This is a genomic window from Haloprofundus halophilus (genome assembly GCF_003439925.1).
Classification (GTDB): domain Archaea; phylum Halobacteriota; class Halobacteria; order Halobacteriales; family Haloferacaceae; genus Haloprofundus; species Haloprofundus halophilus.
Genome location: NZ_QQRR01000003.1, coordinates 212,978 through 225,492, shown reverse-complemented (window position 1 = coordinate 225,492; position 12,515 = coordinate 212,978). Strand labels below are relative to the sequence as shown.

Annotated in this window: 14 protein-coding genes; 8 read left to right on the top strand and 6 right to left on the bottom strand. The window is 66.0% G+C overall.

The genetic code is table 11. The features are described 5' to 3' along the window. Window positions 1–45: 45 nt before the first annotated feature. Window positions 46–1,368 carry an alpha-glucosidase/alpha-galactosidase gene (gene melA / locus DV709_RS16600; RefSeq protein ID WP_117595554.1) on the bottom strand — a complete coding sequence of 441 codons (1,323 nt, stop codon included), beginning with the start codon at window positions 1,366–1,368 and terminating at the stop codon, window positions 46–48. Between the two features lie 425 nt (window positions 1,369–1,793). Then, window positions 1,794–2,030: a hypothetical protein gene (locus tag DV709_RS16595; protein WP_117595553.1), complete on the bottom strand. Its 237-nt coding sequence runs from the start codon at window positions 2,028–2,030 to the stop codon at window positions 1,794–1,796. On the opposite strand from DV709_RS16595, the gene DV709_RS16590 reads away from it, so the two are divergent. Both DV709_RS16590 and gfo6 read left to right on the top strand, forming a co-directional pair. Beyond that, entirely contained in the window at window positions 2,029–2,688 is a 660-nt protein-coding gene (locus tag DV709_RS16590) for a bifunctional 4-hydroxy-2-oxoglutarate aldolase/2-dehydro-3-deoxy-phosphogluconate aldolase (RefSeq protein ID WP_117595552.1), read from the top strand. The two genes, DV709_RS16595 and DV709_RS16590, sit on opposite strands and share 2 nt — an antisense overlap. Window positions 2,689–2,758: 70 nt before the next feature. Continuing rightward, window positions 2,759–3,838, top strand: a complete 1,080-nt coding sequence (gene gfo6 / locus DV709_RS16585) for a D-xylose 1-dehydrogenase Gfo6 (RefSeq protein WP_117595551.1) — start codon at window positions 2,759–2,761, stop codon at window positions 3,836–3,838. Window positions 3,839–3,930: 92 nt separating this feature from the next. On the opposite strand, the gene DV709_RS16580 is transcribed toward gfo6, so the two are convergent. After that, on the bottom strand, window positions 3,931–4,347 hold the full coding sequence (locus DV709_RS16580; RefSeq protein ID WP_117595550.1) for a helix-turn-helix domain-containing protein: 417 nt from the start codon (window positions 4,345–4,347) through the stop codon (window positions 3,931–3,933). A 151-nt stretch (window positions 4,348–4,498) separates the two neighbouring features. Between DV709_RS16580 and DV709_RS16575 the strand changes: the two genes are divergently transcribed. From DV709_RS16575 to DV709_RS16550, 6 genes are all read left to right on the top strand, one after another. After that, window positions 4,499–4,783 (top strand): hypothetical protein, encoded by a 285-nt coding sequence (locus tag DV709_RS16575; RefSeq protein ID WP_117595549.1) that lies wholly within the window; start codon window positions 4,499–4,501, stop codon window positions 4,781–4,783. A gap of 2 nt (window positions 4,784–4,785) precedes the next feature. Next, on the top strand, window positions 4,786–6,948 hold the full coding sequence (locus DV709_RS16570) for a bacterio-opsin activator domain-containing protein (protein WP_117595548.1): 2,163 nt from the start codon (window positions 4,786–4,788) through the stop codon (window positions 6,946–6,948). 69 nt (window positions 6,949–7,017) lie between these two features. Beyond that, the gene (locus DV709_RS16565) at window positions 7,018–7,326 is read left to right on the top strand and encodes a HalOD1 output domain-containing protein (protein ID WP_117595547.1); all 309 of its coding nucleotides are present in this window, start codon (window positions 7,018–7,020) and stop codon (window positions 7,324–7,326) included. A 1-nt stretch (window position 7,327) separates the two neighbouring features. Next, the gene (locus DV709_RS16560; protein ID WP_117595546.1) at window positions 7,328–7,630 is read left to right on the top strand and encodes a DUF7576 family protein; all 303 of its coding nucleotides are present in this window, start codon (window positions 7,328–7,330) and stop codon (window positions 7,628–7,630) included. Beyond that, entirely contained in the window at window positions 7,591–7,788 is a 198-nt protein-coding gene (locus DV709_RS16555; RefSeq protein ID WP_117595545.1) for a hypothetical protein, read from the top strand. The genes DV709_RS16560 and DV709_RS16555 overlap by 40 nt, the downstream gene beginning before the upstream one ends. Window positions 7,789–7,796: 8 nt before the next feature. Continuing rightward, window positions 7,797–8,705, top strand: coding sequence for an AEC family transporter (locus DV709_RS16550; protein WP_117595544.1), 909 nt, complete (start codon window positions 7,797–7,799; stop codon window positions 8,703–8,705). A 49-nt stretch (window positions 8,706–8,754) separates the two neighbouring features. Here DV709_RS16550 and DV709_RS16545 read toward each other — a convergent pair whose 3' ends face one another. The 3 genes from DV709_RS16545 to DV709_RS16535 form a co-directional block, all read right to left on the bottom strand. Next, complete coding sequence (locus DV709_RS16545; protein WP_117595543.1) at window positions 8,755–10,020, bottom strand: ABC transporter substrate-binding protein; 1,266 nt, start codon at window positions 10,018–10,020, stop codon at window positions 8,755–8,757. Between the two features lie 93 nt (window positions 10,021–10,113). Then, complete coding sequence (locus tag DV709_RS16540) at window positions 10,114–11,031, bottom strand: LLM class oxidoreductase (protein ID WP_198665761.1); 918 nt, start codon at window positions 11,029–11,031, stop codon at window positions 10,114–10,116. Between the two features lie 107 nt (window positions 11,032–11,138). Beyond that, entirely contained in the window at window positions 11,139–12,467 is a 1,329-nt protein-coding gene (locus DV709_RS16535) for an MFS transporter (RefSeq protein WP_117595541.1), read from the bottom strand. Window positions 12,468–12,515 lie beyond the last annotated feature (48 nt).

The window sequence follows — 12,515 nt, the reverse complement described above, 5'->3', positions numbered from 1 at the left end:
CGCGTCGCGGTGAGCCGTGGTGAGATGCGTGATCGCGAGTCACCGTCAGTCGGCGCATGCTCGGCCGAGCGCCGGCAGATACGCCTCGTTCGCTGCGATGAGCTCCTCGGTCATCTCGTGGATCTCGTCGAGGTTCAGCGCTGCGGCGGTGAGCGGGTCGAGTTTGACCGCGCGGTGGACCGCCTCGCGGTCCCCCTCCAGCGCACCCTGCACCGCGAGCTGCTGGACGCTGACGTTCGTCCGGACGAGGCCGACGAGCTCCGGTGGGAGTTCGCCGACCGAACACGGGTGGATGCCCGTCCCGTCGACGAAGCACGGCACCTCGACGCACGCTTCGTCGGGGAGGTTCTGTATCGCATTTGTGCGGTTGCTCACGTTGAGGTTGAACCGCCGCGGCGTATCTGTCTCCAGCGAGTGAATGATGCGTGAGGCGTACTCCTCGGAGCGCTCGATGCTGACCGTCTCGAGGTCGACGTCGGAGAACGCGCCGTCGCGCTCCGCCGAGCGCTCTTTCCAGCCTTCGAGATACGTCGCCGTCGCCATCCGTTCGGCGTAGTCGGTGCCCCGCATCCGGTCGATGGTCTCGCTCTCGGTCCGGAAGTAGGGGACGTACTCGCTGAGGTGGTGGCTCGACTCGGTCGGGAACGCGCCGAAGTGTCGCAGCATCTCGAAGCGGACGGTGTCGCGTCGGTACGTCTCCGGGTCTTCCATCGCCCCCTCCAGCCGCGGATAGAGGTCCTCGCCGTCGTGTTCACAGCGCAGGAACCAGGCCAGGTGGTTGATGCCGGCGACCCAGTAGTCGAGTTCCTCCTGCGGAACGCCGACGTAGTCGGCGATGGCCTCAGCAGTGTGCGGGACGCTGTGACAGAGGCCGACGGTTTCGACCTCGGTCGCCTCGAACAGCGCCCAGCAGAGAATCGCCATCGGGTTCGTGTAGTTCATCAGGAGCGCGTCGGGACAGAGCTCTTCCATATCCGCCGCGATGTCGAGCATCACGGGAATCGTTCGGAGTGCCCGGAAGATGCCGCCGGGGCCGAGCGTGTCGCCGATAGCCTGTTCGACGCCGTATCGCTCGGGGATGCGTATCTCGTTCTCGAACGGTTCGGTGCCGCCGACGTTGATCATGTTGAGGACGTAGTCCGCGCCGTCGAGCGCCTCGCGACGGTCGGTCGTCGACTCGATCGTCGCGTCGATGCCGCCGTTCTCGACCATCGCCTCTGCGACACGGGTCGTCCGTGCGAGACGGTGCCCGTCGACGTCCATCAGCGCGATAGTGCTGTCCGATAGGGCCTCGAACGAGAGGATATCGCCGACGAGTTTTCGGGCGAAGACCATACTTCCAGCGCCGAGGAACGCGACCGTAGGCATGTAATACCGTTTCACAAACGAGGTAGCATAAGCGTATCGTCGACAGAGTGCTGGAGGAACGTCGCCCGTGGACGGTAGCGGAACCTCTTTGTGTTGGATTACCACATTACGAGTACCACAGAAGTCGAAGTCTGTTACTTTCCAAAGCACGGGGACCCGAGTCGCTGGACCGGTAGTGCCGAACGAACATTCAAAGGCGGTATCGAGTACGTTCGTATGGGCAAGTTCGACTTCGCGTGGCTCGACTCGAGCGAAGCGACCGACGCGGGCGAATACGGGGTTGGAGGAATCACTGCGGTCGACCGTAGTCTTTCGCGACGCCGGCGACGAGAGCGTGACCTACATACGGTACTGGCCCGGCACAGGACTCGCGACACGCTTGACGAAGCGGACATCTCGCACACCGAGCATCTCCCGGACGGTGTTCACCTCACGGAGCACGGGGTACGTTTGGATGATATTTTTCCAACGACGTGCACACTCTCAATGTCCTCATAGACGCTGAGTAGGTAGTCGGCGAACCTAATATCGGTGGGTACGACGTGGCCCTCATCAACGCGGGCGGAGAGGAACGCCTCGAACCGAACGTTTGAGTGGGTGGACACGAGAGGTAAATCGAACTGGATGCCGCGAATAGGCCAACCAGCGACACCGGCGACCATGACTAACAGCTCGAAACAGACAGCGCACGCGCGAATCGTAGAGAACGGCGTCGTCGGTATCGTCCGCGGCGTCAACCCCGACCGAACCATCGAAGTCGTCGACGCGCTCGTCGAAGGCGGCGTCGACACCGTCGAGATAACCGCCGACACGGCGGGCGTGCTCGACACGCTCGGAGCCGTCGCCTCGACGTTCGACCGCTCGGAGGCGCTCGTCGGCGCCGGAACCGTGTTAGACAGCGAGACGGCGCGGGCGGTACTGCTCGCGGGCGCATCGTTCGTCGTCACGCCGAGTTTCGACCCCGGCGTCGTCGAGACGTGCAACCGCTACGGTGCGGTCGTCGCACCGGGGGTACAGACGCCCACCGAAGCCGTCCGCGCGCACGAGGCGGGCGCGGACCTGCTGAAGATCTTCCCGGCGTCGTCGCTCGGCCCCGACTACGTCCGCAGTCTCGGCGGGCCGCTCCCGCAGTTGCCGCTCGTCCCGACCGGCGGCGTCTCGCTCGACAACGTCGAGGCGTACGTCGAGGCCGGAGCCGCGGCCGTCGGCGTCGGCAGCAGCCTCGTCGATTCGGAGGCTATCGCTGCGGGGGCGTACGACGTGCTGACCGAGCGCGCAGAACGGTTCCGCGCAGCCGTCGACCGGGCACGGACGGAGTGAGACGCCGGCGGGAACCGGAACCAACCGGTTCGGGCGGTAGCTTTTCGGAGTCGTCGCCCCCTCGTATCGTATGGCGTTCACAGACTGGTTCACGGAGTACGCCGAGCGGGACTGGCAGCAGTCGACCGAGGGGACGGTTCGCTACGCGCTCGTCGGACTCGGGTGGTGGACGACGGACGTCGCACTGCCGGCACTCGAAGCGGCGGAACTCTGTGAGGCCACGGTTCTCGTCAGCAGTTCCGCCGAGAAGGCCGGTCGACTCGCCGACGAGCACGGTGTCGACCACGGCATCACCTACGAGGAGTACCACGACGGCGCGGCCGCGGACGCGTACGACGCGGTGTACGTCGCGACGCCGAACGCGTACCACCTCGAGTACGCGGAGACCGCAGCGGAACTCGGCAAGGGCGTCCTCTGCGAGAAACCGATGGAGGCGAGCGTCGAGCGCGCCGAACGGATAGTCGACGCGTGCGAGGACGCGGGCGTCCCGCTGATGGTCGCCTACCGGATGCAGACCGACCCGGCGGTTCGGCAGGCGCGCGAACTCGTCGAGGACGGGTTCCTCGGGGAGCCGGTTCAGGTGTACGGAAACAACTCGCAGCCGCTGTTGGAGATGATTCCCGACGAGAACCAGTGGCGACTCGACCCCGACCTGACCGGCTACGGGACGTCGGTGATGGACCTCGGCATCTACTCGATAAACACCACTCGCTACCTGCTTCGGCGCGACCCCGTGGCGGTCGAAGCCCGGATGTCGTCGCACCACGACGCGTTCGACGCCGTCCCCGACGAGCGGTCGTCGTTTCTCGCCGTCCTCGAAGGCGACGTACAGTTGGTCTCGACCGCGAGTCAGCGAGCGCACACGGATACGCAGTTGAAGATCACCGGCACCGACGGCCAACTCGAACTCCGGCCGGCGTTTCACGGCGAGTGTACGCTGTACGCCTCGGACGGCGACCTGACCGTCGAACTGTCGCACGACTCGTTCGGGGCGGTCGAAGAGACGACCGAGGAGTTCGACTACTTCGCCGACCGACTGCTCTCGGAGGCGAGAATCTACCCGGACGGCGAACACGGCCTGACCGATATGCGAATCATCGAAGCCATCCACCGAGCGGCCGACGAGGAGACGGCGATAGAACTCGATTGAGTCGGTCCAGCTGCGGTCTCCCCCGAGCATTTAGAACAAAAGTAATTGTACACATATCGCGACCCATCTTCCGGCTTCGACGTTCGCTCCGTTCACCCGTGTCGCCGAAGTAGCCGCCGGACGTGGCCTTCGGAGTACGTGACACCGTACCGCTCCTCGATGTACTCTCGAAACATCGCCGTCGTCCACTCGTCGGCGTCGTACCCCCGTTTCGACGGAGACGCGGCCGCGTCCGCTCGGAGTTCGGCGAGCGCCTCCGCCGCGAGTTTCGGCGGGCGTCCCGGTCGACTCTCGTCGACGACCGCCGCCTCGACTGGATCGCTCTCGAACCGCTCCAACCAGGAGTACAGCGTCGAACGGGGAATCCCGTACCGCTCGCTCAACTCGTCTACCGATTGGCCGTCTTTGTAGTCGAGGGCGACGACGAGCCGTTTCGCCTCCTTCGCGTCCGCGGCGTTCGAGAGCGCATCTCGGAGACGGTCCGTCGACACCTCGTCGAGTTTTCCCATGGAGTCGATACTCCCTCCTGTGTCTAAATACTTATGAACGATTTCCCTCCTCGACCTTTCAGATACGGAGCCGCCCGTACGCCGCGCCGTACTCGTGAACCGGTTCGCTGATGAGAGGATTCAAGACGCTCGGTCCGTTATTTATCGCTCAATGGAGGCGGAACGCCGACACCACGCTCACGTCCGCGTTCTCCGAGATGTCACACCCTCGCTGACGGGCGCGTCGACTCCGACGACGTTCCCGACCGAGCGGCGACGGCTCGACGTTCGCTGCACGATACCGACGGCCCGAGAGGATGTCGTCCGGAGCTACGACCTCCACGCCAACGCCAACTCCGTGAAGCTGGTCGTCTCCGAGGAGTTCGTCGACCTCGCCCGGGCGTTCGAGGAGTTCTGGTCACGGCTCGTCGAACTCCCGCTGCCGAATCGTAACTGAGCATGTCGGACGAAGATACACTCGAGGTGCTCCTCGTCGAGGACAACCCCGGCGACGTCCGACTCATCGAGGAGTTGCTCGACGAGGCGACCCGGCGGGCGGCGACGCTCTCCGATTCCGACTCCGTCGGCACGCCGCGACTGCGACGAACCGCTCGCTTGGCCGACGGACTGCAGCAGCTCGAAGCGTCGCGGGTCGACGTGTTGCTTCTCGACCTCGGACTCCCCGACAGCTCCGGAATCGACACGCTCGAAACGGTCCGCGACCGAACGAACGAGGTTCCGGTCGTGGTTCTCACCGGGCTTCACGACGAGAGCGTCGGCGTGCAGGCGGTCCAGCGGGGCGCACAGGAGTATCTCGTCAAGGACGAGCTGACGCCCCCGTTGCTGTACCGGTCGATTCGACACGCCATCGAGCGGAAAAAGTTCGACCGAACGCAGGCGGCGCTGCACGACGCGAGCCGAGACTTGGTGCAGGCCGAGTCGAAAGCCGAGGTGAGTCAGTTCGCAGTCGACGCCGCTGCCGACGTGTTCGAGCACTGCTGCATCGGTATCTTCCTCTTCGACGCGGAGACGAACGCGCTCGAACCGACGGCGGTGTACACCGACCACTTCGAGATGGATTCCGGCGACGTCCCGACCCTGCACCCGAACGAGGCGACGATCACGTGGCAGGCGTTCGTCGACGACGAGACCATCGTCTGCGAGGACCTCCAGGAGATCGATTACTTCCGCCGGCTCGACGTCCCGCTGCGGAGCGGACTCTGGGTTCCCCTCGACGGGCACGGCGTGCTCGTCATCGTCTCGGAGGAGGCCGGAGGTATCGACCAGCAGACCCAACAGCTGGCCGACCATCTGGCGGCGACGGCCGAGGTCGCGCTCGACCGCGTCGAACGCGAGGAGTCGCTTCGGAGACAAGAGCGCGAACTGGCGACGCAGAACCGACAGTTGGAGGAACTGAACCGGACGAACGACCTCATCCGCGAAATCGACCAGGTGCTCGTACAGGCCACGACGCGCGACGCGATAGAGCAGGCCGTCTGCGAGCTTCTGACCCGGACCGAGCGGTTCGCGTTCGCCTGGATCGGGGAAGTGGCGGACGGAGAGATCACCCCGCGCAGTTGGGCCGGCGCGGGCCCGGACTACCTCGATATCGTCTCGCTGTCGGTCAGCGACAGCGCCTCGCCGGCGGCGACGACGGCGTCGACGGGGGCCACGACGGTCGTCTCCAACGTCGCCTCGGGGCTTCGCGACGAACCGTGGCGAAAAGCCGCCATCGCGCGAGGGCTCCAGTCGGCTATCAGCATCCCGCTTCAGTACAACGAGCTGCCCTACGGCGTGCTGACGGTGTTCGCCACCGAACCGGACGCCTTCTCCGACCGTTCGAGACGCGTCTTCGAGCAGTTGGGTGAGACTATCGCCTACGCGATGAACTCCGTGGAGACGCGCCGGACGCTGCTGACCGACACGGTCGTCGAACTCGAACTGGAGATTCGCGAGACCGGTGGACAGTTCGAACAGCTCGCGCGCGAGGCGGGTTGTCACCTCCGCTACGGCGGTCTCGTCCCGCAGACGGACGGGACGACGCGAATCTTCTTCGACGCGACCGACGCGTCGTCCGACGTCGTCGTCGACGCCGCGGCCACCATCCCCGGAATCCGCGACATCGACTACATCGGCAGCGGAGACGACGCCGGCAGACTCCGCTTCGAGGCGGTCATCTCCGGGCCGACGGTTCCGTCGGTGCTCGTCGAGTGCGGCGGCATCGCTCGCTCGATTCGGGTCGAGGACGCCGTCACGCACGTCGTCGTCGAACTCCCGGACGCGACGGACGTTCGTTCGTTCGTCAACCGGGTCGAAGAGAAGTACCCCGAGACGAAGCTCCGCGCGCGACGGGACAAAGAGCGGACCGACCGACCTCGGCAGGCGTTCGGCACGACGCTCGAAGCCGAACTCACGCGTCGGCAGTTAGAGGTGCTCCAGACGGCGTATCACAGCGGCTACTTCGAGTGGCCGCGCGACCGAACGGGCGAGGAAGTTGCGACCGCGCTCGGTATCACGCAACCGACGTTCAACGCCCACCTCCGAACCGCGGAGCGAAAGCTCTGTGCGATGCTGTTCGACGACGGCCCCGTCTCCTCGGAGCGGGTGAACCAACACACGTAGTGTTCACCTCTCGGTGACACTACGAGTGTAGGAGCAGTCGATTTCCCCGAACGTCCCGATAGCTGTAGTATGGATGGAATCTCGACTCCGGCCGCCGGAGTCCGACAAATTCGCGGGGACCAAAACGCCACCGACGCGGTCGTTCTCGCGGTCGCGGAAGCGCGAAACGTCGACCCCCTGGAACTCGAACCGCTCTACAACGTCATCGACCCCGACGCCCTTGACGCGATCTTCTCCTCGGCCGGTCCGACGCACGACTCGGTAGAACTCGAGTTCGCGATGGCGGGCTGTCAGGTCACCGTTCGCGGGACCGGCGAGATACGCGTCGCGTTGCCACCGACCGAGGCGACCGCCGTCGTCGACCCGCTCGAGAACTGAGATGCAACGGTCCGAATCCGCCGACTCGACCCGTTCCGACAGTTTGGTTCGAGAGGCGTCCGACGCGGAAGTGGCTCCCGACGCAAACGGCGGGCGCAGCGACGACTCCCTTCGTGAGAGGGGCGTCGTCTCGCACAGGAGAAAGTGGTGCGAGTACTGCGGGGCCGCCATCGACACGAGCGAGTGGTACCCCGTCGTGACAGTGGGAGACGGCAACAGCGTGCTCCGAATCTATCCGCTCTGCGGCGACGACTGCCGCGAGCTGTGGGAGGAGGCGCACCACGGGGACTCGTCCGCGCCGTAGCGGACGACGCAGTCGACGCGTTCCGAACCGGGGGCGTCGGCTTCGACGACGCAGTCGACGCGTTCCGAACCGGGGGCGTCGACGCCCCGCTCGACGCCGGTGCGACGACCACAACCTCCGTTGCCACCTGCCGTAACCTGAAGTGCGTCGGCGGTTGAGTGCCAGCATGGATGTCGTCTCGAATCTGGTGTATCTTCTGGTCCTCCTGGCCGTCGGGCTCGGCCTCCGACGACTCGGCCTCCTCGACGACGCCCGCACGGACCGCCTCACGCAGTTCGCGTTCTACGTCGCGCTTCCCGCACTCGTCTTCACGTCGACGGCCTCGCAATCGCTCGGCGAGGTGCTCGAACCCCGCCTCGTCGTCGGATTCTGGGCCGTCCTCCTCTCGGCGGCGGCGGTCGGGTGGGTCGTCCATCGCCGGGAGTCGTCACCGGCGGTCCGGAGCGTCGCCGTCGTGCAGTCGTATCACTGCAACCTCGGCTTTCTCGGTCTACCGATAGTCGCGGCGACGTTCGGCGACGTCGTCACCGCGAAGGCGAGTCTCCTCCTCGGTGTCGGTGCGCTGACGCAAGTCCCGCTGACTATCGCGGTTCTCGTCTTCGTCAACAACGCCGACGCGGACCTGCGGAGCGAACTCCGGAATCTGTTCGCCAACCCCGTCCTCGTCGCGCTCTCCGTCGGGCTGCTCGCCTCGGCGTCGGGCGTCTCGGTACCGAGCCCCGTCTGGTCCGGTCTGGAGGCGCTCGCCGGATTTGCCCTCCCCGTCGCGCTCCTCGTCGTCGGTGCGTCGCTGTCGCTGGACGACACCGCCGTCGACTTCTCGACGGTGGGGTCGGTCGTCGCGCTCAAGATGCTGGTGATGCCCGCCATCGCGCTCGCGACGTTCTCCTTGCTCTCGGCGGACGTGTCGACCACCCGCGCGGGCGTGTTGATGTTGGCGATGCCGACGGCCGTCTCGACGTTCATCTACGCGACCGAACTCGGCGGCGATGCGAACCTCGCCTCCGCGAACGTGTTCGCGACGACTGTCGCGTCCGTCGGGACGATTCTCGCCGTGCTGCAGTTCGTCGGGTAGCTCCGCTTCACCCATCCGAGCGCGCCCGCGTCCGCGTTCGACGGACGCCTCAGAGCCTCCCGGTGACGATGTCGGCGACGCGCTGGCGGTCGAACAGGCGCTCGGATTCCGGAATCTCCGGGTACGGGTCGCCGTTCTCGTAGCCGGGCCACTCGCCGAACTGGTCGGGGTACAGCTGTTTTGCGGTCATCTCCAACTGGAAGAGGTTCATCAGCGGCCCCTGAACGGGGTTGCCCGAGGGGTAGACGCGGTCGTTCTGGACGGCCGTCAACTGCCCGCCCACGGGATGCTCTTCGAGCGTCCGTCGAATCTGTCCGACGTCGTAGTAGGAGGCGATTCCGAAGGGGTGCAGAATCGCGTCGGGGTCGATTTCGAGCATCGTCTCGTAGTCGTAGGTGGTCTCGTACGTCACGTCGTCGGCTGCGAACGCGTCATTCGCTTCGAGCGGTCGGGTGTGGGCGGCCGCGAACCCCGGAGCGTTGAGCTTCGAGGGGTAGAACGTCTCGTCCATGAGTATCACCGTACCGACCGAGGGTCGCTGGTCGGCGGGCGGGAGGTTCGACCGGATTCGTTCGAGCATCTCGTCGTAGACCGACCGGAGCGCCTCGAACCGCTGCCGCTCTCGGAAGACTTCGGACACCCTCCCCGAAATCTCCCAGAGGATGTAGTACTCGTAATCGTCCCGATACTCCTCGGGCGGCGGGCTGTGCGCCCGACTATAGGCGTTGCCGAACCACGGCGCGACGTTCGTCCGAATCTCGTCGACGTCGGACTGCTCCCAGCCGTCGAACGAGAGGACGAGAGACGGGTCGACCAAGTGGAGGTCGGAGTTCAGCTCGTAGACCAGCTCTTTGTCGACGTTCGCGCTCCCGGAGCCGGTGTTGAGCTGTTCGAGCCCGCTACGGTCGAAGGAGACGCCGTCGAGACGAGCGTAGTAAGCGTCCAACGTCCTGCCGCCGGCGTCTGCGTCGAAGCCGAGCGAATTCACCGCGTCGCCTCGCCCGTAGGCGACGGCCATGTCCGCGTACAGCAGACTGTACACCATCACGTTCTGGGGCACGCTGTCGAATTCGACTGTCCCGACCGGGGCCATCGACACCGAGTACGACCCTCCCGAATCCGTCGTTTCGGAGTCGGCTCCCGTATCCGTCTCTCCGACACTGCCGTCTCCGGACCCCGTCGTCTCCGGCGATTCCCCCTCGGCTCCGTCGTCGCTCGCACAGCCTGCGAGCAGTCCGGCACCGACGACTGCGCCTCCGTACTTGAGGTACGCACGACGCGTCGACTGGCTCCGGTCCGCTGAACCACGTTCCATGGATTTAGGCTAACCTAAAGAATGAAACCTGTTTCGGATTCCCCCCGCCGGTCGTCGCGCCTCGTCCCGCCTTGACGAGATTCGGCTGGGTCGTCAGCGAACGCGTTCGACGACTTCCTCGGCGAATCGCGTCAGTTCGGTCTCCGGGTTCCGACCGGGCGTCGAGACGAGCACGTGGTCGACGCCCATCTCGTCGAGCGTCGAGAAGTAGTCGGCGAACCAGTCGCTGCCGGCGCGGTAGCCGAGGTGGAGCGGTTCCGGTCCCGCCCGCGGGTCGTCGGCGAGTTCGGTTCGGACCGCCATCGCGTACGGTTTCCCGTCGGCGACGGTCCGCCACTCGTCGAGGTACGATTCGAGCGTGTTCGTCGGGAGGTGATAGAAGAACCAGCCGTCGCCGTGGTCGCCGATCCACTCGACGGACTGCCGGGCGTAACCGGTCGGGAGCAGCGGCAGCGTTTCCGTCGTCGGTTTCGGTACGAGGTCGAGCGACCCGTCGAGCGTCCCCCACGCCGAGTCGAGTTCGGGGAACTCCTCGCGCCAGACGGTCCGGAGTACGTCGACGCTCTCGCGGAACAGTTCGCCGCGCTCGTCGGCGTCGACGCCGAACGCCGGAAACTCGGGGTCGCGGTCGCCCGTCGCTACTCCGAGGACGAGGCGGCCGTCGGAGAGGCGGTCGATAGACGCCGCGCTCTTTGCGACGTGCAGGGGATGTCGAAGCGGAAGGACGACGCTGGCGGTGCCGAGTGCAATATCCGAGGTGTGGGCGGCGACGTGGCTCAGCCACGTCCACGTCTCGAACGTCTGGCCCGCGTCGCCGAACCGCGGCCAGTAGAGGGGGACGTCGCGCGCCCACAGCGCGTCGAATCCGACCCGCTCGGCGTGTGCCGCGAGCTCCATCTCCCGCGCGACCGGCGGGCTCGACTCCCGCGAGTCGGTGAGCGGGAAGCTGACGCCGAAGCTCAGGGTATCGGTACCGAACAGCCGGTCGTAGCCCGCGTTGCGGTGGTCCATCGTCACGTGTACAGTTCGGCCGAGCGCGTATTGGGGCTCCGGTCGGGGCGGCGTTTTCCGGTCCGCGGACGCGGAGACGAGAGAGAGCGAAGGACCGTCCGAGGGGTTCAGGCGTACGCTTCGAACTCCTTTCCGAACACCAGGAAGTACCCAGTTCCGACGAGACCGACCGCGGCGGCGACGGTGAACGCGAGTTCGGGACTGACGAAGTCCCAGAGATAGCCGCCGAGCGCGGCGCTGGGGATGACGATGGTGTTTCGCAGGAGGTAGTAGGTGCCGGTGACGCGACCACCCGCGCCCCGTTCGGCCGGACCGACGATGAGCGCCTTGTGCGAGGGGAGTCCCGCGAAGCGCAGTCCGGAGAAGGCGAAGACGAGCACCAGCGCGGGAGCCGTCTGCGGCGCGTAGATGAGCACGACCGGGAAGACGGCGTAGACGGCGAAGCCGAGGGCGACGACGGGCTTGAGTCCGACGCGCTCTGCGACTTTCGCGGCCGGAATCATCGTGAGCAGCGCGACGACCATCTCGACGCCCAAGAGGTAGCCGAAGAAGGCCTGCGGCGACAGGTCAACCGCGTACGAGAGGCCGCCGAGCGAGACGGTCGTGTCGAGGCCGACCCCGAATATCCGCGTTACCACGAGCACGAAGAACACGTAGACCATCCCGTTGGCGAAGCGGACGAGCGTGTCACCGACCAGAAGCGGTCGCAGTTCCTCGGGCATCTCTCGGAAGTCGCGGACGATGCGGTCGACTCCCTCGAAGGAGTCGCCGATGGTGTCGGAACCGGCGTCGTAGAGGAAGTGCTGGACGACCGTGCCGAGGACGCCGAAGACGACGGCGACGGCGAGGACGTACCGGAAGCTCACGGTGAACTGCGGGTGGAGACCGATGAGCACCGCCGCCAACACCGGTCCGACGAGGAAGGCGGTCCGGCGGAACGTCTCGGTGCTCGCGAACCCCTCGGCGAGGCGCGAGGGCGGCGTCGCTTGCTTGACGACCGCGAACGTCGCTCCCAGGCCGAACGATTTCCACGCCTGTGCGAGGAGCAGCCCGACGAAGATCCACATCCAGGGGCCGAGCGTGACGGAACCCACGGAGAGTCCGCCGATTCCGGGTGCGACGAGCCAGAACACGAAGCCGACGGTCGAGAGGAGGCCGAACAGCGTCAGCGCGTACCGCGAGCCGATTCGGTCCGAGACCGCACCACCGGGGTACGGATAGACGGCCGAGATGACGTTGCCGAACGTCCCGAACAGGCCGACGACGAAACCCGACGCGCCGAGCGCCACCATGTACTCCGGGAGAAAGCGGTTCGTCATCTGGAAGCCGAGACTGAACGCGAACATCGCCACCGAGAGGACGAGCACGTCGCGTTCGAGCGAGAGAAACTGGCGGAGCGGGTCGAGTACGTCGACGGGGTCCTCCTCTGCGGCCATGTGTCGCTCTCGCTGCTCGGTTGGCACGTCTCGTAGATAGGTTTTATC

Bases quoted from the DNA above. Each gene is read 5' to 3' on its own strand.
- DV709_RS16580 (WP_117595550.1), bottom strand. From the start codon at position 4,347: ATGGGAAAACTCGACGAGGTGTCGACGGACCGTCTCCGAGATGCGCTC.
- DV709_RS16540 (WP_198665761.1), bottom strand. From the start codon at position 11,031: ATGGACCACCGCAACGCGGGCTACGACCGGCTGTTCGGTACCGATACC.
- DV709_RS16575 (WP_117595549.1), top strand. From the start codon at position 4,499: ATGGAGGCGGAACGCCGACACCACGCTCACGTCCGCGTTCTCCGAGAT.
- DV709_RS16565 (WP_117595547.1), top strand. From the start codon at position 7,018: ATGGATGGAATCTCGACTCCGGCCGCCGGAGTCCGACAAATTCGCGGG.
- DV709_RS16570 (WP_117595548.1), top strand. From the start codon at position 4,786: ATGTCGGACGAAGATACACTCGAGGTGCTCCTCGTCGAGGACAACCCC.
- melA (WP_117595554.1), bottom strand. From the start codon at position 1,368: ATGCCTACGGTCGCGTTCCTCGGCGCTGGAAGTATGGTCTTCGCCCGA.
- DV709_RS16550 (WP_117595544.1), top strand. From the start codon at position 7,797: ATGGATGTCGTCTCGAATCTGGTGTATCTTCTGGTCCTCCTGGCCGTC.
- DV709_RS16590 (WP_117595552.1), top strand. From the start codon at position 2,029: ATGACTAACAGCTCGAAACAGACAGCGCACGCGCGAATCGTAGAGAAC.
- DV709_RS16545 (WP_117595543.1), bottom strand. From the start codon at position 10,020: ATGGAACGTGGTTCAGCGGACCGGAGCCAGTCGACGCGTCGTGCGTAC.
- DV709_RS16535 (WP_117595541.1), bottom strand. From the start codon at position 12,467: ATGGCCGCAGAGGAGGACCCCGTCGACGTACTCGACCCGCTCCGCCAG.
- DV709_RS16560 (WP_117595546.1), top strand. From the start codon at position 7,328: ATGCAACGGTCCGAATCCGCCGACTCGACCCGTTCCGACAGTTTGGTT.
- gfo6 (WP_117595551.1), top strand. From the start codon at position 2,759: ATGGCGTTCACAGACTGGTTCACGGAGTACGCCGAGCGGGACTGGCAG.
- DV709_RS16595 (WP_117595553.1), bottom strand. From the start codon at position 2,030: ATGGTCGCCGGTGTCGCTGGTTGGCCTATTCGCGGCATCCAGTTCGAT.